Source organism: Nocardioides sp., assembly GCF_035576065.1.
Lineage (GTDB): Bacteria > Actinomycetota > Actinomycetes > Propionibacteriales > Nocardioidaceae > Nocardioides.
In genome coordinates this window covers 289,031-314,691 of the sequence record NZ_DATLWX010000015.1, presented here as the reverse complement: position 1 = coordinate 314,691, position 25,661 = coordinate 289,031, and the positions used below count along the sequence as shown (strand labels likewise).

Sequence of the window (25,661 nt, the reverse complement as noted above, 5' to 3'; positions counted from 1 at the left end):
TGGGCCCGACCGCAACATCCGCCCAGGATCTCGCGGCTACTGGCACGGCCCTTGCCCGAGGAGGCGCAGCCCCTGCAGGTCACCCTTGCCGAAGGAGGTGCGACTGCTGTTGCTCGCGTCCATGAGCTCGGCTCGCGAGTCCACGTGGCCGAGCCCGAAGACGTGGCCGAACTCGTGCAGCAGCACCGCGAGCGCTTCGTCGTCGTCACCGCTCTCGGTCAGCGAGGCGTAGTAGTCGCGAGAGAGGGCGATGGTGCCGGCCACCAGCCGCTGGGTCCCGTCGGGGCCGGCGATCGTCCGGCTCCCTCCCAGCCCCGCAGTGTGCTCGGTCAGCTCGGCGATCGACTCGCCGTCCTGCCAGGAGACGCTGATCGGGTCGTCGCGATGGACCGGGCCTGCCTCGAAGTTCCAGTTGGGTGCGTGGCCGCCGAAGGCTCCGACGACGGTGATGTCGAGGCCCGTCGCGCTGCGCATCTCTGCCACCGCCTCACGGACCAGCTCTTCGGCGTTGGGCGGCCCCCCAGCGGGATAGACGGCCACCTGGATCAGGCCGCACGACGTGTAGGTGATCGGCCGTCCGTCCACCTCGTGCATGAACGCATAGGTGGGCTCCGGATCCGACGGAGTCAGCGACCATGAGACGGCCGCGGCCACGAACGCCAGCACTGCGAGGGGCAACCAGCCGGCACGGCGTCGACGCGAGGCGACTGCGGCGGGCGGCTCATCACTCCCGGACCGCTGCCGCAGGTCGCGCAGGATCCGCTCGTACTCCCCCTCGCTGACGCCGAGCTCCGCAGCCGTGGGCAGGGTGTGTTGGGAGGGCTGATCCATGGGATTCGAGCCTATCCCGACGAGCCGAGGGGGCCAGACGTGGATAGTGTCTGCCCAGGGGCCTCACGTTCGGTGGGGCCGACGAGGGGAAGATGCACATGAGCACGTCGGATTCCGCCGCACCCGCCCCACTCGCACCACCCGAGGCCACGCTGACGCTGACCGCGCCGGAGGCCCCTGCGGTGGTGGCCGAGACCCAGGCGCCCAGGATGGCCCCTCAGGTCCCGGCGGAGGTGGTCCCCCAGCTCGACGCCAAGGTGGAGGACTTCCTGCACGCCCTGTCGTCGACCGCGCCGGGCAGTCCCGAGTTCTCCAAGCAGGCCGAGAACGTCCGGACGATGGGTGACGCCGACATCCGTCAGGCTGCCGAGACCTCCAACCGGATGCTCGACCAGCCGGTGCGCGCGCTGCAGGAGGGTGGGCTCGCCGAGGGGTCGGCCGTCGGCAAGACGCTGCTCGAGCTGCGGCGTACGGTCGAGGACCTCGACCCCAGCGCTGCGACGGGCGTATCCCGGTGGATCGAGATGCTGCCCTTCATGGACAAGGTCGAGGACTACTTCCGCAAGTACCAGTCCTCCCAGTCGCAGCTCAACGCGATCCTGCACAGCCTGCGCAGCGGCCAGGACGAGCTGACCAAGGACAACGTCGCGCTCAACCTGGAGAAGACGAGCCTGTGGTCCGCCATGGGCCGACTCAACCAATACGTGTACGTCGCAGAGCGACTCGACGCCAAGCTGTCGGCGCGGATCGCCGAGCTGCAGGTCAGTGACCCCGAAGCGGCTGCCACCCTCAACAAGGACGTGCTGTTCTATGTGCGCCAGAAGCACCAGGACCTGCTGACCCAGCTGGCAGTCTCGATCCAGGCCTACCTGGCGATCGACGTGATCATCAAGAACAACATCGAGCTGATCAAGGGTGTCGACCGTGCCTCCACCACCACGATCTCCGCGTTGCGCACTGCGGTGATCGTGGCCCAGGCACTCGGCAACCAGAAGCTCGTCCTCGAGCAGATCACCGCTCTGAACAGCACCACCTCCGGCATGATCCGCCGGACCTCGGAGATGCTCAAGGACAACTCCGCGGCGATCCAGGAGCAGGCGGCGTCGTCCACCATCGACATGGAGGACCTGCAGGCCGCCTTCGCCAACATCTACGCCACCATGGACTCCATCGACGAGTTCAAGGTCAAGGCACTGGACTCGATGTCGCAGACCATCGGCGTGCTGGAGACCGAGGTGGAGAAGTCGAAGTCCTACCTCGACCGGGTCCGCGCCCACGACGCTCGCAACGCGGGAGGCTCCCTCGACCTGACCGAGCTGCCTCGTCGCGCGTGAGCCGGTCCGAGGAACGAGTGGACCGGTGGGGCTGAGGTCGTGGTTCGACAGGGTGCGAGCACCGTCGGACAAGGACGCGCTTCCCGTGTCTCCTCCTGCACCGACGGAGGCGGACATCGTCGCCGCCCTGGCGCGGGTCGAGCAGATGCTTGCTGACGGCAACGCTCCCCCGGTGGTGGTCTCCCGCGTCCACCGCATCGCCGGGCTCATCACCGACACCCTTCCCCGGCTTCGCAACCTCGGCCACGGAAGCCTCGACTCCTACTCCGTGGTCGCCACAGCCACCGACTACCTCCCCGAGGCGCTCGGGGGCTACCTCCGACTGCCGCGCGAATGGGCCGACACCCGTCCGATCGACGGCTACAAGACCGCGTTGATGGTCCTGATCGACCAGCTCGAGCTGCTCGCCGCCACCATGGACGCCATCCTCGACGCCGCCACCCGCTCCGACGCCCAGGCGCTCATCGCGCACGGGCACTTCTTGCAGGCCAAGTTCGGTCACCCCACCGACGGCCCCGACCTCACCCTGGGACCCGCATGAACACCGCAGTCACGCTGGGCGAGGCGCTCGCCGCCCTGACGACGCTCGCCACCGCCGCAGGGCTTGACCCCCGGGTCGCCCGCGCGGAGGGCGAAGCACTGGCGGCCACCGTCGCGGAGCCCTCCCCGGGCGCCTACCTGGACTGGTGCGCCGAGACCGGACACAGCTCCGCCGAGGACTTCACCACCGCTGCCTCGCGTGGTCGCCGCTATCGGGTCGCCCAGACACCGACCATGGCGTCGCTGGCGATGGCCGGCTCGGCCGACGCTGCGGCGTACGCCCATGCACTCTCCGACGTGGCGTTGGCAGGCAGCCTCCTCGGCGAGGAGAACGCCCGCAGCATCGGCAACGCTGCCACGGCCGCGGCCGCCCAGCTCGGGGCGCCGGGGCAGGCCTCACCACGCCAGTCGACACCTGCGCGCGAACACGTCCCGGGCGTCGCCGACCACTTCCTCCAGCACGTGCTGGAGCAGAGCCGCATCGTGCGGGACAAGCTCGCCGCCCTCGAGGGGACGCCCCTCCTCCATGACCCGAGCGTGCTCGAGCACACCAGCGACTCCGGCACCGCACCCACGACCGGCGAGCCGGCTCCCGTTCAGACCGCGCCCGCACCGCCCTCGTCCACCCCCGTCGAGCCCGCGGCCACGGCGCCGCCCGTCAAGACCGTCGAGGAGCTCCTCGCCGAGCTCGACGAGCTGGTCGGCCTGACCGACGTGAAGGCGGAGATCCACCGCCAGGCTGCGGTGTTGCGCGTCGAGGGACTGCGCGCCGAGGCGGGCCTCGAGGGGCTCACCATCACCCGCCACCTGATCTTCAACGGCAACCCGGGGACCGGCAAGACCACTGTGGCCCGCCTCGTCGCCGGCATCTACCGCGCTCTGGGCCTGCTCTCCAAGGGTCAGCTGGTGGAGGTCGACCGCTCCGAGCTCGTCGCCGGATACCTCGGCCAGACCGCGATGAAGACGTCCGACGTGATCAAGTCCGCTCTGGGCGGTGTGCTGTTCATCGACGAGGCCTACTCGCTGGCGGGCGACCAGTACGGCCAGGAGGCGATCGACACGCTCGTCAAGGAGATGGAGGACCACCGGGGCGACCTCGTCGTCATCGTGGCCGGCTATCCCCTGCCGATGGCCGTCTTCATCGGGCAGAACCCCGGACTGGAGAGCCGCTTCCGCACGGAGATCGACTTCCCCGACTACACCGACGACGAGCTGGTGGAGATCTTCGAGGTGATGGCCTCGGATGCGCAGTACGACGCGAGCGAGGGCGTGCTCGCCCGCCTGCGTGATCTCCTCGCGAAGGTCGAGCGCGGACCGTCCTTCGGCAACGCGCGATATGTCCGCAACGTGCTCGAAGCAGCGATCGGTCGCCACGCCTGGCGGCTCCGCGAGACCGACGCGCCCACGCTCCAACAGCTGCGCGAGCTGCAGCCCGACGACCTGGCGGCGCCGCCTGTGGTGGTCGAGCCGTTCGAGGACACTCCGGAGGAGCAGTCATGACCCAGGCACACCAGGCAGCAGCGACCGCACCGGCGCCCGCGACACCGAGCACCGCCCGAGGCACCGCGCCGGGTGCCACGACCGGGGCGCCGGCGACTGCCGCCAACTACGGTCCTGCGACCCGCGACGTCCCCCGGCTGCTCAACCAGTGGCAGGTCATCGCTGTCGCTGCGTGTCTGCTCTTCGCGTTCCTCACCGCGTTCCTGCAGGTCCTTGGCTGGCAGGCCAACCGGGCGGCCGCCGACAACACCGAGCAGCTGGTCCGGGTCCAGAACATCCAGTCCACCCTGTTCCGTGCCGACGCGCTGGCCACCACGAGCTTCCTGGTGGGAGGGCTCGAACCGCCCGAGCAGCGGCAGGCCTACGACGACGCCATCGACCAGGTCACGCGGCTGATCGCTGACGCCGCCGAGGCGCAGCCGGCAGACCGCGAGGTGCTGGCAGCCCTCAATGCCGCGGTCAACCGCTACACGACCACCAACACCCAGGCCCGCGACAACAACCGTCAGGGCTTCCCGGTGGGTGCCGAGTACCTCCGCGGCGCCAGCGACCAGCTGCGCACCGACGTCCAGCCGCTGATGCAGGCCCTGACCGACGCGAACTCACAGCGGGCCGAGGACGAGCTCAGCGCCCAGGACCCGTTGCTGGTGCTCCTGTCCGGGGTGGCGGCGATGGCGGTGCTCTGGTGGGTCAACCGCAATCTCTCCAAGGTGTTCAACCGCCTCCTCAACGTGGGTGTCGCCGGGGCCTTCGTCCTGGTCGCGCTGCTGACACTCATCGCTGTCGTCGTCAGCTCCAGCCAGGACAACGCCAATAGCGAGCTCCGGGACGGCAGCTACCGCGTCGCGGTCGCCGAGGCCGGAGCCCGCACCGCCGCCAACGACGCGAAGTCCAACGAGAGCCGTCGACTCGGAGCCCAGGGCTCCGGCGCCGTCTTCGAGGAGGGGTGGCAGTCGGCGGCACAGAGGGTGGAGGAGAACGCCTCTCTGGACACGCTGAGGCTGTGGCAGACCTACTCGGGCCTCCACGTCCGCGTCGTCGAGCTCGACGAGAGCGGGAAGTACGACGAAGCCGTCGCCCTGGCCACGACAGTGGACCCCGACGGCCCCACGGCGGCCCTGGACACGTTCGACCAGGCGTCCCAGCAGGCCGTCAGCACGGCGGCTGCCGCCACTACGGACGAGCTCCGGTCGGGCAACAGCATCTTCCTGGTCCTGGCCGCCCTCACCTTGCTTCTGGGGCTCGGTGCTGCCGGCCTCTCCACCTGGGGTATCGCCCAGCGTCGTAGGGAGTACGCATGAACCGCCACCTGGCCGCCGCGCGGCGAATGACGCTCGCCCGGGCGTGCCGGTCGTCGGCACTCGGACTCTCGGCACTCGCGATGCTGGCCGTCACGGCCTGCGGCTACGACGCGACGCCACTTCCCCGAGCAGACGAACCACCCGTCGAACAGTCCGCGCCGGCCGCGCCCCCGACCTGCGACGCCACCACGGCGACCCAGTCCTACGGCCCCGACGCCGGCGCTGCGCAGGGAGCGTCCCTGCAGCGGATCCGTGCCCGCGGCTACCTCGTCGCCGGGGTCGCCGCGGACAACTACCTCCTCGGCTCCCGCAACCCGTTCACGGGCACGATCGAGGGCTTCGACATCGACATGGTCAACGCCATCGCCGCCGCCATCTTCGGAGAGGCGCAGGGCCACGTGCAGCTGCGCGTCATCACCGCCGCGGACCGCATCCCGCTGCTGCAGGCCGACGAGATCGACATCGTGGCGCGCAACATGACCATCAACTGCACCCGTTGGCAGCAGATCGCCTTCTCAGCCGAGTACTTCCGCTCCGGCCAGAAGCTGCTGGTGCGCAAGGGCTCCGGCATCAAGTCGATCGAGGACATGTCGGGCAGGCGCGCCTGCGCCCCGGTCGGCACCACCAGCATCGAGAACATCCAGGAACTGGCGCCCGAGGCGATCCCGGTGACGGCAAGCAACGACACCGGCTGCCTCGTGAAGTTCCAGAACGGCGAGACCGACGCCATCACCACCGACGACACCGTGCTCGCAGGTCTCGCAGCGCAGGACCCGTATGCCCAGGTCCTCACCAAGCAGCGGCTGACCGAGGAGCCCTACGGCATCGGGGTCAACGCCCAGCGTGGAGACCTGGTGAAGTTCATCAACGGAGTCTTCGAGCGCATGCGCGCCGACGGGTCGTGGCAGGCGTCGTACGACCGCTGGCTCAAGCCCTCGCTCCAGGTCGATGCCACCCAACCGACGCCTGTCTACGGCCGGCGCCCATGACAGCAGCCCCCACCGCGCCCGGCCGCCTGGGGCAGCCGCTCACGCCCGCCGAGGCGCAGACCTTCCTGCTGGACCTCGACGACTGGGTCCGGGCGCGCCGCACCGAGCTCGACCATCTCGACGAGGCGGCGCTGGCCGCTGGCCGAGGAGACGAGATCGCCTCCGACATGATGCTGTCACTGGCGGTCTGGCAGGCGGTCCAGCAGCGCTACCAGCTGCTCAACGCCACCTTCGACGGAGGGCGGGTCGGACCGGTCGAGGCCGAGCGACTCTCCACACTCGTCTGGGGCCGACTGGACGGCGACCTCGGTGCGGGGCTGGCCGTGTCACTGCCCGAGGCATGCCGCCTCTCCGACGCCCTGGTGGGTCAGGTGCGCAACCGACTGGCACTCGTGCCGGGCGCCGACGCGAGCGCTGCCCGGATCAAGTCGCTCCGAGCCGGACTCGAGCGCGTGCGCGACCAGGTGTCCCTCGAGCCGAGCTCGACCCGCGAGGAGGCCAGGGAGACCCTCGAACGCCTCCATCGCCGTCTCGACGACATCACGGAGCGTGCCCAGCGTGGCGCAGACGTGGGCGGGCTGCTGCCGCCGCTCGAACAGGCCGCCAGCGTCTTCGAGCGCGACCTCATCGTCGGCAACTCTCAGCGTCGGACCGCGCGCGGCGAGCTGCGCGCTGTCCAGCAGCTGCGCGCCGAGCTCATCACGCGGGCTGCTGCAGTCGTCGCAGTGGCGCAGCGCTGTGTCCGGACCGTCGACCCGGCGCCGCGATACGCCGTGCCGGACGTCGAGGCGCTGGGTCCGGTGCCCAACACGCCGGCCGCCATCGAGGACTACCGCAACCGACTCGAGCGCGTCGGCCGAGCGCTGGGCATTGCCGAGAGCGCGTACGCCGCAGCGCTGGCCGACCGCGCGCAGCTGGTCGACCTGCTCGACGCGTTGCGCGCCAAGGCCGACGCCCACGGCCTGGCCGGCCGCGACGACCTGGCCACGAGCGAGACCCAGGCCCGTGAGGTGCTGGCGCGCGAGCCGACCCCCGTGCCGGTGGCTCGCGCGCTGGTGTCGACCTACCAGTCCTGGCTCACCCAGCTGCTCAACCAGCAGTCCGCATCATGACCGACGTCTGTCTCACCGAGGAGTGCGCATGAAGTGCCAGCAACCCGGCTGCACCGGTTCGGTGCAGGACGGCTACTGCGACGTCTGCGGGATGTCGGCCACACCGGGGGCCTCGGTCTCCCCGTCCCCGTCCTCGTCGCCGGCCCCGCCCTCGACCACCGCGGGAGGCCCTGGCAGTGCAGCCACCCTCGACGGGCAGCCGTGCGGCCAGGCCGGGTGCACCGGCACGATCGACGACGGCTACTGCGACGTCTGCGGCTCGCCCGCGACAGGTGCCTCGGCAGCCGTCGCCGCCTCGTCCCAGAGCGACCCCATGTCGACCCGGACGGGGTCGGCGAGGACGTCAGCCAGTCGGATCCAGTCCGCCGCCGTCGGTTCGACCCGCGCCGGCACCAGCGCCACGCGCCGTTCGGGATCGGCCTCCCGGCGGATGCGTGCCGCCCGCCTCGGCGCCGGCCTCACGGTCGTGCCGGCCGCCCCGGCGGTCGATGCCCTCAAAGCCGTGATCCCCAACCCCTCGGTGCCCGAGGACAAACGCACCTGCTCCAAGTGCGACTCCCCGATCGGTCGGTCGAAGGGCGACCAGCCCGGCCGGTCCGAGGGTTTCTGTCCCAAGTGCGGCCAGGAGTTCTCCTTCACGCCCAAGCTCGGCGCGGGTGACCTCGTCGGTGGGCAGTACGAAGTCGCCGGTGCCCTCGCCCACGGCGGCCTCGGCTGGATCTACCTCGCCCGCGACCGCAACGTGTCCAACCGCTGGGTCGTGCTGAAGGGCCTGCTCAACTCCGGCGACCCCGACGCGCTGGCGGCTGCCATCGCCGAGCAACAGTTCCTCGCGCAGGTGGAGCACCCGCTCATCGTGGAGATCTACAACTTCGTCACCCACGAGGGCGCCGGCTACATCGTGATGGAGTGGGTCGGCGGGCGGTCGCTCAAGCAGATCCTCAAGCGGCGCATGAAGGACAACAACGGCGTCTACGACCCACTGCCCGTCGATCAGGCCCTGGCCTACATCCTGGAGGTGTTGCCCGCCTTCGGCTATCTCCACGACCTGGGCCTGGTCTACTGCGACTTCAAGCCCGACAACCTGATCCAGGTCGGTGACGCTGTGAAGCTGATCGACCTCGGGGGTGTCCGCAGGATCACCGACGAGGACTCGGCGATCTTCGGGACCGTCGGCTACCAGGCGCCCGAGGTGCCCGTGGTCGGCACCAGCATCGCCTCCGACATCTACACGATCGGCCGGACGCTGGTGGTGCTGTGCATGGAGTTCCGCGGCTACCAGGGCACCTACCTGCACACCTTGCCCCCTCCTGAGTCGACGCCGCTGTTCCAGATGCACGATTCGCTCTACTGGCTCATCGCCAAGTGCTGCGCGCCGGATCCGGCCGATCGCTTCGGGTCAGCCGAGGAGCTGCGCACCCAGCTCCTGGGGGTGCTCCGTGAGGTGGTGGCCGCGAAGACCTCCGGCACTGCCCTTACCTCTGCCGCCTCACCGGTGTTCGAGGCACCGGCCACCTCTGCGTCCGCCCTGGACTGGTCCCAGCTGCCCGACCTGCGACCGGACCCCTCGGACCCGCAGTACTCCTGGCTGACCAGCGTGGGTGATGCGGAGCCTGCCGAGCTGATCAAGGCCCTGGAGCAGGCCCCGGAGGAGTCGGCCGAGGTGCTGCTCCGACGCGCCCGCGCGGCCATCGCGCTGGGTGACACAGCGGCCGCCACGGCGTCGACCGCACAGCTCCTGACCCAGGACCCCTGGGACTGGAGGGCCCTGTGGCTCGACGGGCTGGCCGCGATGAAGGAGGAGGACTGGGAGGCTGCCAAGGCTGCCTTCAGTGCCGTCCACCGCCAGGTCCCCGGTGAGCTCGGCCCCAAGCTGGCCCTGGCGATCGCCTGTGAGAACGGCGGGCTGCCCGAGATCGCCGAGGGCCTCTACGCGACGTGCGCGGCGACCGATGCTGCCTACGCCGCACCCGCCGCCTTCGGGATGGCACGCGTCCGGGCCGCAGCCGGTGACACGGCTGGTGCCGTACGCGCTCTGGACCTCGTGCCGACCACCAGCCGGGGCTACCCGGAGAGCCGGCAGCTGCGGGCCGACGTGCTCCTGGCCGGGTCGCAGGACGACCTCGCCGTACTCGACCAGGCACTGACGAGCATCGCGTCGGTCCGCATGGACCCCGGCGAGCGCCAGCGCTACACCGTGCGCATCCTCCGTCACGCGCTCGACTCGGTCACGAAGGGTGCCGGCGTCCCCGCGGGGACGGCCCGGCCGACCGTGGGTGGCGTGGAGGCCAGGGAGGACGCCCTGCGCGACGCGCTGGAGAACGCCTATCGTGCACTGGCCCGTGAGGCCGACAACCTCGGTGACCGCGTCCTGCTGGTCAACGAGGCAAACGCCGTACGCAACCGGACGCTGGTGTGAGCATGACTGAACCCCGAACCTGTCCCTCCTGCGGCGCTCCGGCGCCGGGCGAGTCGAACTTCTGTGAAGAGTGCGGCACTGCCCTGTCTGCAGAGGTCCTGGTCTCCGGCGCCCCGACCGCGCCCCCAGCTGTCGCCGCTGGCGAGAGCAGTCCGATCGAGGACCTCGGCAGCGGACCCATCTCCAGCGCCACGAGCAACCACTCGGCAGCTGCGGTGCAGGAGAGCGCGGCGCCGGTCGCGTGCGCCAGCTGCGGCGGGGCGATCGGTCCCGACGGCTACTGCGAGCAGTGCGGCCTCAAGGCGCTCAGCCCCCGCGACCACTTCCGTGAGCAGCCCTCACCCTGGGTTGCCGGCGTGTGCGACAAGGGCATCCGGCACCACCGCAACGAGGACGCCATGGCGATGAGCGCCAGCCCCGACGGCAGCGCCGCGGACCGGCGGGCAGTGCTCGTCGTGCTCGACGGGGTCTCCAACACCGACGACTCGCAGGTCGGTTCACTGGCCGGCGCGAAGGCCGCGCTCGCCGTGCTCGCCGTACCGTTCCCCGACGGCCTCGGCACCGATGACTCGCGTCTCGCCGCCGTGACCCACGTCCTGACCAACGCCGTCAAGGCGGCGCAGGCCGAGGTGGTGGCTGCCGCGACCCCGGAGGCCGCCAACCCCGCGTCGGCCACCTTCAGCACGGCGGTGCTCGAGGGCGACGTGGTGAGCTTCGCCAACGTCGGTGACTCGCGCAGCTACTGGCTCCCTGACGACTCTCCGGGAGTGCAGCTCAGCGTCGACGACTCCGCCGCCCAGGGCATGATCGCCGCCGGAACGCCCCGGGCGGAGGCCGAGTCCTCCCCCCAGGCACACGCCATCACCAAGTGGCTGGGTAAGGACAGCGAGGACCACACGCCGATGGTCGGACAGCTGAGGATCACCGAGCCGGGCTGGCTGCTCGTGTGCTCGGACGGGCTCTGGAACTACGCCTCCGAGCCCGCTCAGCTGGTCGAGCAGATGCGCGCGGCCGGGACCGACGACCCTGCGGCGCTGGCCCTCGCACTCACCGACTACGCCAACGGGCAAGGGGGCCAGGACAACATCACCACCGTGCTCGCCCGGGTCCCGGGACCCGTGCTCGTGCAGAATGCCGATCAGACCACGACCCAGAAGGAGCAGCCACATGGCTGAGTTCGCCGCCGCCGTCTACCAGAACGAGTTCCTGCCGGACGGCGGGACCGACGTCAACGCCATCGTCACGATCACGTGCACGGGGGCGGGCACGGCTGGTCGGTCCGCAACGGGCGCCGTCGGGTCGAGCACCGCCGGCGAGATCATCATCGTCGACACCTCCGGGTCGATGGGCCACGAGACGATGGAAGGCGCCAAGGACGCGGCCCAGGCAGCCCTGGCCGAGATCGTCGACGGCACCCGGTTCGCCGTCATCGCCGGCACCGACAGTGCCTTCCTGGCCTATCCCGCCGTCGAGGAGGGAGCCGCCCTCGCTGTCATGGACGCCCAGAGCCGCGAGGAGGCGGCCTTCGCGATCTCGCAGTTCCGCGCCTCCGGGGGGACCGCGATCGGCTCCTGGCTCGACCTCGCGGGCAGCGTCTTCGCCTCGGTGCCCGAGGTCACCCAACGGCACGCGATCCTCTTGACCGACGGCGAGAACGGCGAACAGCCCGCGCGTCTCGACGCTGCCATCCAGCGGGCCACCGGCTACTTCCAGTGCGACTGTCGCGGCGCGGGCACCGACTGGAAGGTGGAGGAGCTTCGCCGGGTCGCCCAGGCCCTCCTCGGCACCGTGGACATCATCCCGTCCCCCAGCGAGATGCGGGAGGAGTTCCGGGCGATCATGCAGACGGCCATGGGTCGCGGTGTGGCCGACGCCCAGCTCCGGGTGTGGAGTCCGCAGGGTGCGCAGGTGCTCTTCGTGCGCCAGGTGGCACCGACCGTCGAGGACCTCAGCGACCGACGCACCACCGTCAACCCGCTCACCGGGGGTTATCCCACCGGCGCATGGGGCGACGAGTCGCGCGACTACCACGTCGCCGTACGCCTGCCGGCCAAGGCCGTGGGCCAGGAGCAGCTGGCCGCGCGCGTGCAGCTCGCCCTCGGCGACGACGTCGTGACCCAGGGACTGGTGAAGGCGACCTGGTCCAACGACTCCGAGCTGACGGCCAAGATCGACAAGCAGGTGGCCCACTACACCGGTCAGGTCGAGCTCGCCTCGATGATCCAGGAGGGTCTCGCCGCCAAGGCTGCGGGCGACGACGCCACCGCCACGACCAAGCTCGGGCGCGCGGTCCAGCTCGCGGCCGAGACCGGCAACGCCGAGGCGACGACGCGGCTGAAGAAGGTCGTGGACGTGGACGACGAGAAGGAAGGCACCGTCCGCCTGAAGCGGACCGTGGACAAGGCCGACGAGATGGCCCTGGACACTGCCTCGACCAAGACGACCCGGATCAAGAAGTAGGTGGCGCTCGTGAAGTGTCCTGCCGGCCACGACTCCGCGTCGACCGACTACTGCGACGTGTGCGGCGTCGCCATACCCGATCCGGCTCAGCCCGACGAGGCTCCGTCCGGGCCCACCCCCGCCACGCCCGCAACGCCCGCCGGCACCGCGTGCCCCCACTGCTCGGCCGCCAACTCCGCCGACGCACTCTTCTGCGAGTCGTGCGGCTACGACTTCACGACCGGGTCCCTGCCACGCCGCGCCGAACCCCTCGAGCCGCCCGGCGCCGTCCCGACCGCGGACCCCACCGACTCCGGGGCCCCCAACGGGGCCACCAACATCTCGCCACCGCTGGAGGCGGCGTGGGTGGCCGAGGTGTGGATCGATCCTGACTGGTATGCCGACCAGGAGAGCACCGATCCCCTGCCCTCACCGGGGCTGCCGCTCGTGGTGGGTCTGCGCAACACCTCGATCCTGATCGGACGGGCCTCCCGGAGCCGCAACATCAGTCCCGACATCGACCTGAGCTCGGACACCGGCATCAGCCGGCGCCACGCGCAGCTCACGACGGACGGCAGCCGCTGGTGGGTCGAGGACCTCGGATCCTCCAACGGCACCTACGTCGGTGGCGCGGTGGACGCCCTGCCCAAGACGCCCGTGGCGCCCGGGCAGAAGCAGGAAGTCCGCACCGGCGACCGGATCTACCTCGGTGCCTGGACCCGGCTGGTCATCCGCAAGGCCGCTCCCGGCGAGGTCTGAGCAGTCACCAGCGGTGGCGTCGCTGGCCCCCCGTGCCCAGACGGTGGTGAGTGCGGACCGGGGCCTCGCCGAGCCCACTCACGCCGGCGATCGGCTGGGCAGCCCCCAGATCCCGCTGGGCGAACTGCAGGTCCCGGTCATCACGCCGTCGGCGGGTGGCCCACGACACGACTGCCCACGCCAGCGCCGCCACTGCGATCCCCGTCATCACCCAACGACCGTAACCCGGACCAGCGTGGGAGGCTAGCACCATGCCTGCTCCGTTCCGCGTCGCCTTCGTGACCGGCGCGACGCCGGACAAGTGGGCGCGCGCCTGGCGTGATCGCCGCCGCGAGCCCCTGGAGCTGGTGCCGGTCGTCGAGACCGAGCAGGAGCACGGCGTGCGCGACGGCGCCGTCGACATGGCCCTGGTGCGGCTGCCCGTCGACCGCGAGGGCCTGCACTGCATCCCGTTGTACGCCGAAGTGCCGGTCGTCGTCGCGAGCTCGGAGCACTTCATCGCAGCCGCGGACGAGGTCGCGCTGGCCGATCTCAGCGAGGAGCAGCTCGTCCGACCGCACTCCAGCGGCTGGCACCCGGACGTCGAGCAGCTCGACTGGCCGCCCATGTCGGAGAAGGACGCCATCGAGACGGTGGCGGCCGGCACCGGCGTGGTGATCATGCCCATGTCGATCGCCCGCCTCCACCAGCGCAAGGACGTCGTCCAGCGACCGGTGAGCGACCTCGACTCCACCCAGATCGCGCTGGTCTGGCTTCTCGATCGCGACGGCGAGGACACCCAGGCCTTCGTGGGCGTGGTCCGGGGACGATCGGTCAACAGCTCCCGCTAGCGGTTCCCCCGCAACCAACGCCCTGACTTGCTCACCAGGACTGACTCAAGGGCTTTCCTTCGTGGAAGCCAGCGGCGGACTGAACACCCACGAGTGCGCGCTCGTGCAGCTCTGCGAGGCTGGAAGCGCCGGCGTAGGTGCACGAGGACCGCAGGCCCGAGCAGATCTGGTCGATCAGGTCCTCGACGCCCGGGCGAGCGGAGTCGAGATACATGCGTGAGGACGAGATGCCCTCCTCGTAGAGACCCTTGCGGGCACGGTCGAACGCGGACTCGGCCGAGGTGCGGTTGGCCACCGCGCGGGCCGACGCCATCCCGAAGCTCACCTTGAACGCTCGGCCGTCGGAGTCGTGCATCAGGTCCCCGGGAGACTCGTGCGTCCCTGCGAACCACGAGCCGACCATCACCGAGCTTGCTCCCGCAGCCAAGGCCAGCGCGACATCACGAGGGTGTCGCACTCCGCCGTCCGCCCACACGTGCTTGCCCCTGGCTCGGGCCGCGGTCGCACACTCCAGCACCGCGGAGAACTGCGGCCGCCCGACCCCGGTCATCATCCGGGTCGTGCACATCGCGCCCGGCCCCACGCCGACCTTGACGATGTCGGCACCGGCGTCGATCAGGGCGTCCGTGCCGGCGCCGTCGACGACGTTGCCGGCCGCGATCGGCACATTCGGATCCAGGCCGCGGACGGCCTTCAGCGCCTCAAGCATCCGGTCCTGGTGACCGTGGGCGGTGTCCACCACCAGGGTGTCGACGCCCATCTCCAGGAGGCGGCCGGCGCGTTCGGCCACGTCGCCGTTCACGCCCACGGCCGCCGCGATCCGCAGTCCCCCGCCGTCGTCGACCGCCGGCGTGTAGAGCGTCGCTCGCAGGGCACCGAGCCGGGTGAGCACGCCCACCAGGTCGCCGGTCGGCGACACCGCCACCGCGAGCGACTCCTTGGCGCGGTCCAGCGCCTCGAAGACGGCCCGCGGGTCGGCGTCGTGGGCCACCGTCACGACCTGCCGGTTCATGATCTGACCGACCTGGGCGAAGCGGTCCACCTCGGCGCAGTCCTGCTCGGTCACCACCCCGACCGGTTTGCCGTCCTCGACAACCACAGCCGCCCGGTGCGCGCGCTTCGGCATCAACGAGATCGCCTCTGCCACGGTCTGGGTGGGGTCCAGCTCGATCGCGGTGTCGAAGACGTGGTGACGCTGCTTGACCCACCCCACCACGTCGGCCACCACCGAGAGCGGGATGTCCTGCGGGATCACTGTGAGCGCTCCGCGTCGAGCAGTCGTCTCGGCCATCCGCTTGCCCGCGATCGCGGTCATGTTGGCCACGACGAGCGGCAGCGTGGCTCCGGTGCCGTCGTCGGTGGACAGGTCGACGTCGTAGCGACTGGCGATCGCAGAGAAGCGAGGCACCATAAAGACGTCGTCGTAGGTCAGGTCGTGCGGCGGGGCCGCGTCGTGGAGGAAGCGCACGGGAGGTGAATCTACGCCGACGGCATCCGGCGTGGCCTCAGACCCACGGACTTCAGCTCGAGCTCCGCCAGCCTGGTCACCACGACCGGGTCCTTGCGCCGCCAGTCGCCGGCCGGATCGGCACTCACCCTCGCCAGCACCCGCATGGGCTGGTTGGCCAACGCACGCAGCGCGAAGAGGTCGAGGTCGTCGACCGAGTCGATGAACCTGGCGCCTGCGGTGGCCTCCCGGACGAAGCGCAGGCGTCCCGGCAGGTAGAACGCCATCACCACCAGGATCGGGATCAGCGCGATCGACATACCGAGCACGAAGGCAAGCCTCTCGACGGCTTGCACCGAGGACCGACCGGCCGCAGCCAGACCGTCGGAGGCCTCGGCGGCCTTGTCGAACGGCGTGGCCACCTCGTCGCCGATGAGAGGTACGTCGTCCAGCGCGCCGCCGGCGTCCCGCAGCTGGCCCGCCATCGCGGACGCCGACTCGTCGGTCTGACGCCCCGGCGCCGCCAGCGCCATCGTGCCGTCGTGGACCGCGAGCCCGACCCAGACCCACAGCACGAGCCAGAGCACGAAGAACAGGTCGGCGACGAGCTGGAAGGTACGGCGGGCGGGGGTGTCTGCGTAGAGCAACATGCACTCATAGTGCCTGTTGCAGCGCCTCCCAGGTCCGGTCGATGTCCTCAAGGGTGGTGCGCCAGCTGCCGACTGCCAGGCGCATCGCCGCACGTCCCTCGACGACGGTGTGGCTGAGGTAGGCGGTGCCGCTGGCGTTGAGCCGGTGCATCGCGGCCAGCGTCGCCTCGTCACCGTCCACGAGCCGGAAGACGACCAGGCTCAGCGACCGCTCGGTGACGAGCTCGAAGCGCTCGTCGTCGCGGACCAGCCCGGCGAAGTGCTCGGCGAGCTCCACGCCCTGGCGGATGTGGGCGCGCAGCCCTTCGAGTCCGTATGTTCGGAGCACCGCCCAGAGCTTCAGCGAGCGGAAGCGACGTCCGAGCTGGGGATGCCAGTCGCGGTAGTCGACGACCGCCCCCGATTCCGATGCCAAGTTGCGGAGGTATTCGGGCGTGATCGACAACGCGTTGGTCAACGCCGACCGCTCCTGCACCCACAGCACGCTGCAGTCGAAGGTGGTGAGGAGCCACTTGTGCGGGTTGGTCACGATCGACCGGGCCAGGTGGACTCCGCCGAGGATCCGGTCACGGAGCTCGGGGCACACGGCGGCCACGCCCGCCCACGCAGCGTCGACGTGGAGCCAGACGCCCACGCCGTCGATGGCCTCCGCGATGGCCTGGACGTCGTCGATCGCGCCCGTGGAGGTCGTGCCCACAGCCGCCTGCACGAACAACGGGGTGAAGCCGTCGTCGATGTCGTCGGCGAGCATCCGCTCGAGCACGGAGACGTCCATCGCCTGCGTCTGGGGGTCGACGTCGACGGAGCGGACACACTCAGAGCCCAGCCCGGCCATCATCGTCGCCTTCACCAGCGAGGAGTGGGCCTGCGAGGACCCGTAGACGGTCCACTTCGTCGAGCCGACACCGTTGTCGCGGGCCGTGCCGCTCGTCGCGGAGTGCAGCGCAGCGAGGAGTGCGGTGAAGGTGGCGGTGGACGCCGTGTCCTGGATGACTCCCCCGCCCTGGCCGTAGTCGGTGAGCCGGAACTGGTCGGGCAGGCCCAACGCCTGGGCGAGCCAGTCGACCACGACCTGCTCCACCTCGGTGACGGCCGGGCTGGTCGCCCAGATCATCCCCTGGGCGCCGATGCCGCTCGAGAGCAGATCGCCCAGGATCGCGGCCGGTGAGGAGTTGGCCGGGAAGTAGGCGAAGAAGCGCGGGTGCTGCCAGTGCGTCAGCCCCGGGACGACGATGTCGTCGAGGTCGGCCAGGAGGGCGTCGAAGGACTCGCCCTCCTCAGGGGGCTCGGCCGGCAGCCTGCGGCGTACGTCGCCGGGAGTCACCTGGGACAGGACCGGAAGCCCATCCAGCCCCTCCCAGTAGTCAGCGATCCAGTCGATGGCCGCGTGGCCGTGCCGACGGAACTCCTCGGGACTCATGTGCGACCCGTCCGCTGGCCCGTCCGTTCTCATGGCCCGAACGTACTGCCCGCGGTTGAGCCGGGGTACTCAGGGAGGATCGGGTAGGACGACAGGTCCGTCGGAGGGCGGCTGCAACGAGGCTTCTGCCATGAACCCCACCACCACCGCCAAGAACACCACCGCCTTCGCCGCCCAGGCCGCCATCTCCTTCGGTGCTTCGCTCTTCGCGATGCTCGTCGCGGTCTACTTCATGGATGCCGACCCGTGGGTCAAGGGCTTCCTGGCCCTCGGGACCCTCTACCTGACGACGTCGACCTTCACCCTCGCCAAGGTGGTGCGCGACATGCAGGAGGACAGCACCGTCGTCCACCGCCTCGACGCCGCCCGACTCGACAAGGTGCTGGCCCAGCACGACCCCTTCAAGTCCGCCTGACCCCGCCGTACGACGAAGCCCCTTCCGATTGCTCCGGAAGGGGCTTCGTACGCGTCCGCAGCGAACTTCATGACGAAGTCCTGCACTTCCCGGCCTTTGCAACGGTCATGAAGTGCAGGAGTCCCCGGTTAGCCGGGGACTCCAACGACCCCCTCAGCGCAGCTCCGCGCTCGACAGGCCGAGGATCCGCCGGGCAACGATCAGCAGCTGGATCTGCTGGGTGCCCTCGAAGATGTCGAGGATCTTGGAGTCGCGTGACCACTTCTCGAGCAGCTCCACCTCGCTGTAGCCCAGCGAGCCCGCCAGCTCGACGCAGCTGAGGGTGATGTCGGAGCCGACGCGGCCGGCCTTCGCCTTGGCCATCGAGGCCTCGAGTGAGTTGGGCTTGCGGTTGTCGGCCATCCAGGCCGCCTGCATGGTCAGCAGCTGGGCGGCCTCCCAGTCCGCCTCCATCTGGAGGAACTTCGCCGCTGCTGCTGACTGCACCTGCGCCGGACGGTCGTAGTCGACCTCGACGCCGGCCCGGGCCAGGAGGTCGCGCGTGAGGTCGAGCGAGGCACGGGCACAGCCCACCGCCATCGCCGCCACCAGAGGACGGGTGTTGTCGAAGGTCGCCATCGCCCCGGCGAAGCCCTGCTTGACGTCGATGTCGGGCGAGCCGAGCAGGTCGTCGGCGGGCACGCGACAGTCGGTGAAGGTGATGGCGGCGGTGTCGGAGGCGCGGATGCCCAGCTTGTGCTCGAGCCGCTCCACCTTCATCCCGGGGTTGCCCTTCTTGACCACGAACGACTTGATCGCGGCCCGCCCCAGAGACTTGTCGAGGGTGGCCCACACGACGACGCTGTCGGCGCGGTCGCCCGAGGTGACGTAGATCTTCTCGCCGTTGATGACGTATTCGTCGCCGTCGAGTCGCGCGGTCGTGGTGATCGAGGCGGAGTCCGAGCCGGTGCTCGGCTCCGTGATCGCCATCGCGGCCCAGGTGCCGGCGTAGCGAGCCTGTTGTTCCGTGGTCGCGACCGACGCGATGGCCGAGTTGCCGAGACCCTGCCTGGGCATGGACAGCAACAGGGCCGTGTCGCCCCAGCACATCTCGGCGACGGACAGCACGGAGGCGAGGTTGGTCCCGTTGCGCACGCGACCGTCGTCGCCGTCGGTGTCGTCGCGGCGTACGCCCGCTGCGCCAGCTCCCGACGACGACCCGGACTCGGCGAGCCCGTCGATCATCGCGGCCAGCATGTCGAGCTCCTTGGGATACTCGTGCTCCGCCCGGTCGTACTTGCGGGAGATGGGGCGCAGCATGTTCATCGCGACCTGGTGGGCCTGGTCGACGAGCACGCGGTGCTTCTTGGGGGTCTCGAGACTGATCATCAGACGAGCACGCTTCCTTCCATGATCCCCACGGCCCGCAGGTCGCGGTACCACCGCTCGACGGGGTGCTCCTTGACGAACCCGTGGCCGCCGAGGAGCTGCACGCCGTCGAGGCCGATCCGCATGCCCTTGCTGGCGCACAGGTGGCGCGCCAGGGCGACTTCCCGGGAGAAGTCCTTGCCGGCAGCTGCCCGCGCGGCGGCCTTGTAGGTCACCAGACGCATCGACTGCAGCTCGATGGCGATGTCCGCGACCATGAACGCCACGGACTGGCGGTGGCTGATCGGCTCGCCGAAGGCCTCGCGTTCGTTGACGTAGCTCGTGACGTAGTCGAGGACGGCCTGGCCGGTGCCGATGGCGAGTGCGCACCAGGCCAGCCGTGAGAGTCGGACGCATTCGGTGTACGTCGAACCGTCGGTCTCCCCCAGCACGGACTCGACCGGCACGCGAACCCCCTCGAGCGTCAGCCGGGTCAGCGACGCCGCCCGGACGCCCATCGAGGGGTCCGCCTCCACCGCCAACCCCTCGGCACCGGACTCCACCAAGAACAGCGTCGGCGTCCCGTCGAGGAGTGCTCCCACGACGAAGAGCTCGGCGTCGGCCCCGCGGACGACGCCGGACTTGACGCCGTCGAGGACGAAGCCATCACCGGAGCGGGTCGCGGTGGTCGCGGGGGCGAGGACGTCGAAGAGCACGATCGGCTCTGTCAGCGCGAGTGCGGCCACCGGGACGTCCTGGCCGGTGAAGGCCGGCAGGTACGTCTGCTGCTGCGACTCGGTGCCCCACAGGCTCAGGGCCGTCGCGACGGCGCCCGGGCTCATCGCGGCGAGCGCCAGCCCCATGTCGCCCTTGCCGAGTGCCTCGGCGACGAGGGTCCCCGCCATGGCGGACCGCTCCTCGAAGAGGCCGCCGAGCGCTTCGGGCACTCCCAGGATGGGGAGCCCGATCTCGAGCCCGGCGGCGAGCACCTCGGGGGGCGCCAAGCACGACTCGTCCGCCCCGGCGGCGGCCGGGCGGAGCACCTCGGTGGCGTAGTCGGTGACCACGTCGACGAGCATCTGCTCGTCCTCGGTGGGCGTCAGGTCGAAGACGTCGCCGCTACCGGTGCTGATGGGACGGGTGCCGGGCCCGGACGCGCTCGCAACCCTGCCGAAGCCGCGACCGGCAGCAGCGACCGTGCGGAAGCCGCTCCGAGTCGTGGTGAAGACCAGCTGCTCGGTCTGCTTGCGCAGCCCGACCCGGTCGATGAGGTCGCTCTGGGCCAGCTTGTTCAGACCGGCGAGCGCGAACCCGATCGGGTCGCGGCTCTCGTGGGCGGCCAGACCGTGGCGACGGTTGCGACGGGGTGCTGGCGCCCCGGGTGCGCCTCGCTTGAAGGGGTCGGTGATTCTCGACATGCCGCAAATGTAACTCTGAGTTACACATACCGCCACAGCCCGGTCCGTGTCGCCGGTCACTAGGATCCGGCGCATGCCTGCACCCGACTCCGAGCCCTCTCCGCACGCGCCCCACGGGGACCTTCCTCCCGGAGGCACCGTGCGTCCGATGACCCGGTGGGGTACGCCCGTCATGCACCGCCCGCAGCAGCTCGTCACCACGTACGACGAAGCGCTCGCGGGTCTGGCCGCCGACATGGTGGCCACGATGCGCGCCGCCGACGGGGTGGGCCTTGCTGCCTGCCAGATCGGCGAGGACGTCGCCATGTTCGTCTTCGACTGTCCGGACGAGTCGGGGCGTCACACCGTGGGGATCGTCTGCAACCCCACGCTCACGCTCGAGGAGGGTCGCGAACGCCGGCTGGACGACGACGACGAGGGCTGTCTCTCGTTCCCCGGCGCGTTCGTGGCGTGTGCGCGCCCGGACTGGGCCGCCGTCGACGGGTTCGGCCTCGACGGGGAGCCGGTGCACTTCGAGGGCGACGGTCTGCTGGCCCGCTGCCTCCAGCACGAGACCGACCACACGCTCGGCACGGTCTTCGGTGACCGCCTCTCGACGAAGGCCCGGAAGAAGCTGCAGAAGGCGCACGACCAGGCGGCCGACGACTACCCGGACGAGTGGCCGGTCGGCCGCACGGATCCCGCGTGACGATCAGGATCACCAGCCGCAACGCGCGCTTCCAGCAGTGGGAGGCGCTGCTCCACAACCGCACCAAGCGGCACCGCCAAGGAGAGTTCCTCGTCCAGGGTGTCCGACCGATCACCCTCGCCATCGAGCACGGCTGGACCGTTCGCACCCTCATCAGCGACGGTCGGCCGCGCATGTCGACGTGGGCCAGCCAGGTGTGGGAGTCGAGCACGGCCGACCAGGTGGTCATGGCTCCCGAGCTCGTGGCCGAGCTCGGCGAGAAGGACGAACCCAGCGAGCTGCTGGCCGTGGTGGAGATGCCGCCTGACTCCCTTGACCGGCTCCAGCCGGCAGGACTGACCGTCGTCTTCGACCGTCCGACACAGCCCGGCAACCTCGGCACCTTGGCCCGCTCCGCTGACGCGTTCGGCGCCAGCGGGCTGGTCGTCACGGGCCACGCCGCCGATCCCTACGACCCGCGGGCGGTGCGCTCGAGCACAGGCTCGCTGTTCGCGCTGACCGTGGTCCGTGCACCGTCTCATCGTGAGGTGCTCGAGTGGGCGGAGCCGCACGGGATCAGGACCGTCGGGACGGACGAGACGGGGAGCGTCGACGTACGCACGGCAGACCTGACGGGCCCGCTCCTCGTTGTCGTCGGCAATGAGACCTCGGGGATGACGGCCGCCTGGCGGGAGGCGTGCGATCAGCTGGTGTCGATCTCCATGGCTGGTTCGGCCAGCTCCCTCAATGCGGCAACAGCCGGCTCGATCGTGCTCGAGGAGGCCTTCCGTCAGCGCCGGGGAGCTTGACCCGGAAGAGCTCCGGCCCTTCAGGATCGTTTGATGACCATGACGCTGGACGCGGCGAGACCCGCAGGCACGGTCGACGTCGCCGTCACTCGTACCTTCAACCTGCCCACCGGCCGCAGCACCCGCGCACCGTCCTTGGTCAGTCGGAGCCGGGCACTCCCCGGCGATCCCGCGGCCAGGTCGTAGCGGCCCTTGGCCAGGACGATCCTGCGCTTCTTCGGACCAATCGTGTGTACACGCACCGTCCCTGCGCAGCCACGCGAGTGAGCGTCTGGGCAACGGAGAGTCACGACAATGGGCTTGCGCAGCCGCTTGACCGGCTGGACCGACACGAACTCGATCGCTGCCCCGGGACCCGGACCTGGCACGGTCGGCGTCGGGTTGGGCACGGTGGGTGTGGGAGTCGGCGACTCGTCGTGGCGCGGCCCTCCCCAGTAGGGCAATGATCCGTCGGCGATCTTGCGCAGACCGGTCCCGTCGGTGTTGATCATCCAGATGCCCTGGTCCTTGCGCTCGAAGACGACCCGGTCGCCTTCGACGCTGAACTCAGGGTGGCTGTCCTCGCCTGTGGTCAACACCTTGGACGGGCCGGTGCCGCCCACCGGATAGATCGCCAGCGAGCCGTAGTAGGGCAGCCTCAAGCCCGACGACTCGGGGCCGCGGACAGCGACCACCGACGTGCCGGCAGTGTTGATGTCCGGAAAGGCTGTCTGCAACGTGCGGTCGGGCTCGCTGGTGAGCAGCTCGTCGCAGACGTCACCGCCGGCCACCTCGAGGCAGATCCGCGAGTCATAGCCGGCGGAGCCACGCCTGCTCGTCATCAGTCGGTCGCCGTGCCAGCCGATGGAGAGCTGGGAAGTCGAGGACGTCTGCGCAGACCAGGTGCCACCGGCAGGGGCGACCTGGGCGTACCACCCGATGTCGGGGTAGTACCAGACCCAGCCGGCATAGGCGCCGGTGTCGGAGATCGAGGCGAGTAGGGGCGGGTCCGCGGCACCAGGCGTCGCCATGGTGCGGGAGAAACCACCCGGGGCCAGAGCGACCTCGCGGATGGTCTGGGTCGTGTGGTCGACGACACCGGCGGTCTTGCCGTCGCGGGTGACCCCGGCCGGTGACGCGTTTTCGGCGATCACCCGGTTGCTACCGGCCACATCGGGGTCCATCGCGCAGACCGACGCTCCGCACTGATAGACCACGACCGACCCGATCAGCGCCGCGTCGGCTCGAGGAGCGGCCGCCACCAGGCCGGCTGCCATCATCGACGTCGCCATCACACCGGCGAGACCTGCCCGTGCACGTGTGGTCAACGCCATCGTCTACTCCCCCACATCCAGGCGGCACCGCGCCGCGTCGTGCTCATCGTTCCTGGGTCCGGCGTCCACCGCAACGAAGTGAGCCCGGAACGTTCCTCAGCGCCGGGCGGCGATGTAGCAGGCGACGGCCGTTGCAGCAGCCACGTTGAGCGAGTCGATCCCCGGCCGCATCGCGATGGTGGCCCTGCGGTCGGCCGACTGCTCCCACCGCCGGGAGAGCCCGTGTCCCTCGCCGCCCAGCACCAGCGCGAGGCGGTCGACCCCCGCGACGGCGGACTCGATCGGGACCGAGTCGGAGGCCAAGGTCAGCGCGACGGTGGTGAACCCTGCCTGGGTCAGCGTCGGCAGTGCGTCGTACCAATCAGGCAACCGCGTCCAGGGCGTGCTGAAGACCGCACCCATCCCGACCTTGATCGACCGGCGGTACAAAGGGTCAGCGCACCGCGGCGAGAGGAGCACGGCGTCGAAGCCCAGTGCGGCGCCGCTGCGGAAGATGGCTCCGACATTGGTGTGGTCGACCAGGTCCTCCAGCACGAGCACCGAGCGTGCACCGGCAAGGACCGAGGAGACGGAGGGAAGCGCGTGCCGCTCGAGCGACGCCAACGCCCCTCGATGCACGTGGAAGCCGGTGACCTCTTCGGCGAGATGCTCCGAGAGCACGAAGCACGGGGCGTCGGTGGTCGCCAGCACGTCGGCCAGGCCGTCGAGCCAGCGCGGGGCCATCAGCAGCGAGCGGGAGGTGAAGCCCGCCTCCATCGCGCGACGGACGACCTTCTCCCCCTCGGCGAGGAAGAGACCGTGCTCCGCCTCCAGGTGTTTGCGCAGCTCGACGTCGCGCAGGTCCCGATAGTCCGCCAACCGCGGGTCTGCCGGGTCGGTGATCTCGACCAGCTCAGCCACGGCCGAAGTGCTCCGGGTGAGCGACGGCCACGACCTCGCCCACCACGATGATCGCGGGTGCACGGACCTGCTGGCTGACGATCTCGCCGGCGAGCGTGCCGAGGGTGGCCAGCACCAGGCGCTCCTCCGGCATCGTGCCCTCGACGATGACGGCGACCGGGGTGTCGACGTCTCGACCATCCGCCACCAGGGTCGCTGCGATCTCCGGCGCGTTCTCCACCGCCATGAGCATCACCAGCGTGCCGCGGAGGCGGGCGAGCGCCGCCCACTCCACGAGGGAGTCGGGATGCCCCGGCGGCAGGTGGCCGGAGACGACGGTAAACTCGTGGGCGACCCCGCGATGGGTGACGGGGATCCCGGCGCGGGCCGGCACCGAGATCGCCGACGACAGTCCGGGCACCACGGTCACCGGGACGCCGGCCGCGCGGCAGGCGAGGATCTCTTCGAAGCCGCGGCCGAAGACGAAGTTGTCGCCCCCCTTGAAGCGGACGACCCGCTTGCCCTCCTTGGCCCTCGCGACGATCACATCGTTGATGAAGTCCTGCGAGGCATAGCGGCCGCGCGGCAGCTTGGTCACGTCGATCAGCTCGACGGTGGAGGGGAGTGCGTCCAGGAGCTCGCGCGGGGCCAGCCGGTCGGCCACGACCACGTCAGCAGTCGCGAGCGCGTGCCGGGCCGCCACCGTCACCAGCTCGGGATCGCCGGGGCCACCTCCGACCAGGACGACGCCGGGGCTCCGGTCGTGGGCATCGGCGGCGGTGAGCAGCCCTTCGCGCAGGGCGGTGACGATGTCGTCGCGCAAGGCGGCCGACTTCATGGGCTCCCGGTTGCCCAGGACCCCCACGGTGACGCTGCCGTGCTTCCCCGTGGCGGGCGTCCAGGCCGTGCCGCGAGTGCCGTCGTCGCTGCGGACGCAGAAGATCCGGCGAGCCTCGGCGGCGGCGCTGATCTGTTCGTTCGCCACCCGGTCGTCGGTCGCGGCCACGGCGTACCACGCACCGTCGAGGTCGGTGTCGACGAACTCACGCAGCACCAGGGTGATCTCCGCCGCCATGCCCTCGAGCGCGGGGGTGACCTCGGGCGACACCACGGTGACGGCGGCGCCGGCCGCGATCAGCAGCGGCACCCGCCGCTGGGCGACGTGGCCGCCCCCGACCACGACGACCTTGCGGTCGGTCAGGATGAGCCCCGAGAGGTAGGGCGCTGCGTCGCTCATGGTCC

The 25,661-nt window shown here is 70.5% G+C and carries 24 protein-coding genes; 14 read left to right on the top strand and 10 right to left on the bottom strand.

Translation table 11 applies throughout. The features are described from left to right. Positions 1-36: 36 nt before the first annotated feature. Positions 37-831 carry a matrixin family metalloprotease gene (locus tag VNJ48_RS09195; RefSeq protein WP_325601302.1) on the bottom strand — a complete coding sequence of 265 codons (795 nt, stop codon included), beginning with the start codon at positions 829-831 and terminating at the stop codon, positions 37-39. A 98-nt stretch (positions 832-929) separates the two neighbouring features. Here VNJ48_RS09195 and VNJ48_RS09190 point away from each other — a divergent pair, with 98 nt between their 5' ends. From VNJ48_RS09190 to VNJ48_RS09145, 10 genes are all read left to right on the top strand, one after another. Further along, complete coding sequence (locus VNJ48_RS09190) at positions 930-2,165, top strand: toxic anion resistance protein (protein ID WP_325601300.1); 1,236 nt, start codon at positions 930-932, stop codon at positions 2,163-2,165. Between the two features lie 85 nt (positions 2,166-2,250). Then, positions 2,251-2,706, top strand: coding sequence for a hypothetical protein (locus tag VNJ48_RS09185; RefSeq protein ID WP_325601298.1), 456 nt, complete (start codon positions 2,251-2,253; stop codon positions 2,704-2,706). Continuing rightward, on the top strand, positions 2,703-4,205 hold the full coding sequence (locus tag VNJ48_RS09180; protein ID WP_325601296.1) for an AAA family ATPase: 1,503 nt from the start codon (positions 2,703-2,705) through the stop codon (positions 4,203-4,205). The genes VNJ48_RS09185 and VNJ48_RS09180 overlap by 4 nt, the downstream gene beginning before the upstream one ends. Further along, positions 4,202-5,506: a hypothetical protein gene (locus tag VNJ48_RS09175; RefSeq protein WP_325601294.1), complete on the top strand. Its 1,305-nt coding sequence runs from the start codon at positions 4,202-4,204 to the stop codon at positions 5,504-5,506. The genes VNJ48_RS09180 and VNJ48_RS09175 overlap by 4 nt, the downstream gene beginning before the upstream one ends. Continuing rightward, a complete protein-coding gene (locus VNJ48_RS09170; protein WP_325601292.1) occupies positions 5,503-6,495 on the top strand; it encodes a glutamate ABC transporter substrate-binding protein in 993 nt (330 codons plus the stop codon). Before VNJ48_RS09175 ends, VNJ48_RS09170 begins: the two co-directional genes overlap by 4 nt. Further along, entirely contained in the window at positions 6,492-7,607 is a 1,116-nt protein-coding gene (locus VNJ48_RS09165) for a hypothetical protein (protein WP_325601290.1), read from the top strand. Before VNJ48_RS09170 ends, VNJ48_RS09165 begins: the two co-directional genes overlap by 4 nt. A gap of 28 nt (positions 7,608-7,635) precedes the next feature. Beyond that, entirely contained in the window at positions 7,636-10,026 is a 2,391-nt protein-coding gene (locus VNJ48_RS09160) for a tetratricopeptide repeat protein (RefSeq protein ID WP_325601288.1), read from the top strand. Between the two features lie 2 nt (positions 10,027-10,028). Beyond that, positions 10,029-11,201: a PP2C family protein-serine/threonine phosphatase gene (locus VNJ48_RS09155; protein WP_325601286.1), complete on the top strand. Its 1,173-nt coding sequence runs from the start codon at positions 10,029-10,031 to the stop codon at positions 11,199-11,201. Beyond that, positions 11,194-12,486: a VWA domain-containing protein gene (locus VNJ48_RS09150; protein WP_325601284.1), complete on the top strand. Its 1,293-nt coding sequence runs from the start codon at positions 11,194-11,196 to the stop codon at positions 12,484-12,486. The genes VNJ48_RS09155 and VNJ48_RS09150 overlap by 8 nt, the downstream gene beginning before the upstream one ends. 9 nt (positions 12,487-12,495) lie before the next feature. Then, positions 12,496-13,224, top strand: a complete 729-nt coding sequence (locus VNJ48_RS09145) for an FHA domain-containing protein (RefSeq protein ID WP_325601282.1) — start codon at positions 12,496-12,498, stop codon at positions 13,222-13,224. 4 nt (positions 13,225-13,228) lie between these two features. On the opposite strand, the gene VNJ48_RS09140 is transcribed toward VNJ48_RS09145, so the two are convergent. Continuing rightward, a complete protein-coding gene (locus tag VNJ48_RS09140; protein ID WP_325601280.1) occupies positions 13,229-13,435 on the bottom strand; it encodes a hypothetical protein in 207 nt (68 codons plus the stop codon). Between the two features lie 40 nt (positions 13,436-13,475). Between VNJ48_RS09140 and VNJ48_RS09135 the strand changes: the two genes are divergently transcribed. Continuing rightward, entirely contained in the window at positions 13,476-14,054 is a 579-nt protein-coding gene (locus VNJ48_RS09135; protein WP_325601279.1) for a LysR family transcriptional regulator substrate-binding protein, read from the top strand. Positions 14,055-14,085: 31 nt separating this feature from the next. Here VNJ48_RS09135 and VNJ48_RS09130 read toward each other — a convergent pair whose 3' ends face one another. From VNJ48_RS09130 to VNJ48_RS09120, 3 genes are read right to left on the bottom strand one after another with little or no spacing between them, the layout of a single operon-like run. After that, positions 14,086-15,522 carry a GuaB1 family IMP dehydrogenase-related protein gene (locus VNJ48_RS09130; RefSeq protein WP_325601276.1) on the bottom strand — a complete coding sequence of 479 codons (1,437 nt, stop codon included), beginning with the start codon at positions 15,520-15,522 and terminating at the stop codon, positions 14,086-14,088. An 11-nt stretch (positions 15,523-15,533) separates the two neighbouring features. Continuing rightward, positions 15,534-16,151 (bottom strand): hypothetical protein, encoded by a 618-nt coding sequence (locus VNJ48_RS09125; protein WP_325601274.1) that lies wholly within the window; start codon positions 16,149-16,151, stop codon positions 15,534-15,536. 4 nt (positions 16,152-16,155) lie between these two features. Next, positions 16,156-17,604, bottom strand: a complete 1,449-nt coding sequence (locus VNJ48_RS09120) for a pyridoxal phosphate-dependent decarboxylase family protein (RefSeq protein ID WP_325601272.1) — start codon at positions 17,602-17,604, stop codon at positions 16,156-16,158. Between the two features lie 97 nt (positions 17,605-17,701). Here VNJ48_RS09120 and VNJ48_RS09115 point away from each other — a divergent pair, with 97 nt between their 5' ends. Then, positions 17,702-17,986, top strand: a complete 285-nt coding sequence (locus tag VNJ48_RS09115) for a YiaA/YiaB family inner membrane protein (RefSeq protein ID WP_325601270.1) — start codon at positions 17,702-17,704, stop codon at positions 17,984-17,986. 153 nt (positions 17,987-18,139) lie between these two features. On the opposite strand, the gene VNJ48_RS09110 is transcribed toward VNJ48_RS09115, so the two are convergent. Both VNJ48_RS09110 and VNJ48_RS09105 read right to left on the bottom strand, forming a co-directional pair. After that, positions 18,140-19,354, bottom strand: a complete 1,215-nt coding sequence (locus VNJ48_RS09110; protein WP_325601268.1) for an acyl-CoA dehydrogenase family protein — start codon at positions 19,352-19,354, stop codon at positions 18,140-18,142. Continuing rightward, entirely contained in the window at positions 19,354-20,751 is a 1,398-nt protein-coding gene (locus tag VNJ48_RS09105; RefSeq protein ID WP_325601266.1) for an acyl-CoA dehydrogenase family protein, read from the bottom strand. Before VNJ48_RS09105 ends, VNJ48_RS09110 begins: the two co-directional genes overlap by 1 nt. A 73-nt stretch (positions 20,752-20,824) precedes the next feature. Between VNJ48_RS09105 and def the strand changes: the two genes are divergently transcribed. Both def and VNJ48_RS09095 read left to right on the top strand, forming a co-directional pair. Further along, complete coding sequence (gene def / locus VNJ48_RS09100) at positions 20,825-21,439, top strand: peptide deformylase (RefSeq protein WP_325601264.1); 615 nt, start codon at positions 20,825-20,827, stop codon at positions 21,437-21,439. Then, positions 21,436-22,227 (top strand): TrmH family RNA methyltransferase, encoded by a 792-nt coding sequence (locus tag VNJ48_RS09095; RefSeq protein WP_325601262.1) that lies wholly within the window; start codon positions 21,436-21,438, stop codon positions 22,225-22,227. The genes def and VNJ48_RS09095 overlap by 4 nt, the downstream gene beginning before the upstream one ends. Before the next feature lie 20 nt (positions 22,228-22,247). Here VNJ48_RS09095 and VNJ48_RS09090 read toward each other — a convergent pair whose 3' ends face one another. From VNJ48_RS09090 to cobA, 3 genes are all read right to left on the bottom strand, one after another. Next, positions 22,248-23,540, bottom strand: coding sequence for a hypothetical protein (locus VNJ48_RS09090; RefSeq protein ID WP_325601260.1), 1,293 nt, complete (start codon positions 23,538-23,540; stop codon positions 22,248-22,250). A gap of 96 nt (positions 23,541-23,636) precedes the next feature. Beyond that, positions 23,637-24,440: an RNA methyltransferase gene (locus tag VNJ48_RS09085; RefSeq protein ID WP_325601258.1), complete on the bottom strand. Its 804-nt coding sequence runs from the start codon at positions 24,438-24,440 to the stop codon at positions 23,637-23,639. Then, positions 24,433-25,656, bottom strand: coding sequence for a uroporphyrinogen-III C-methyltransferase (gene cobA, locus VNJ48_RS09080; RefSeq protein ID WP_325601256.1), 1,224 nt, complete (start codon positions 25,654-25,656; stop codon positions 24,433-24,435). The genes VNJ48_RS09085 and cobA overlap by 8 nt, the downstream gene beginning before the upstream one ends. Between the last annotated feature and the right edge of the window lie 5 nt (positions 25,657-25,661).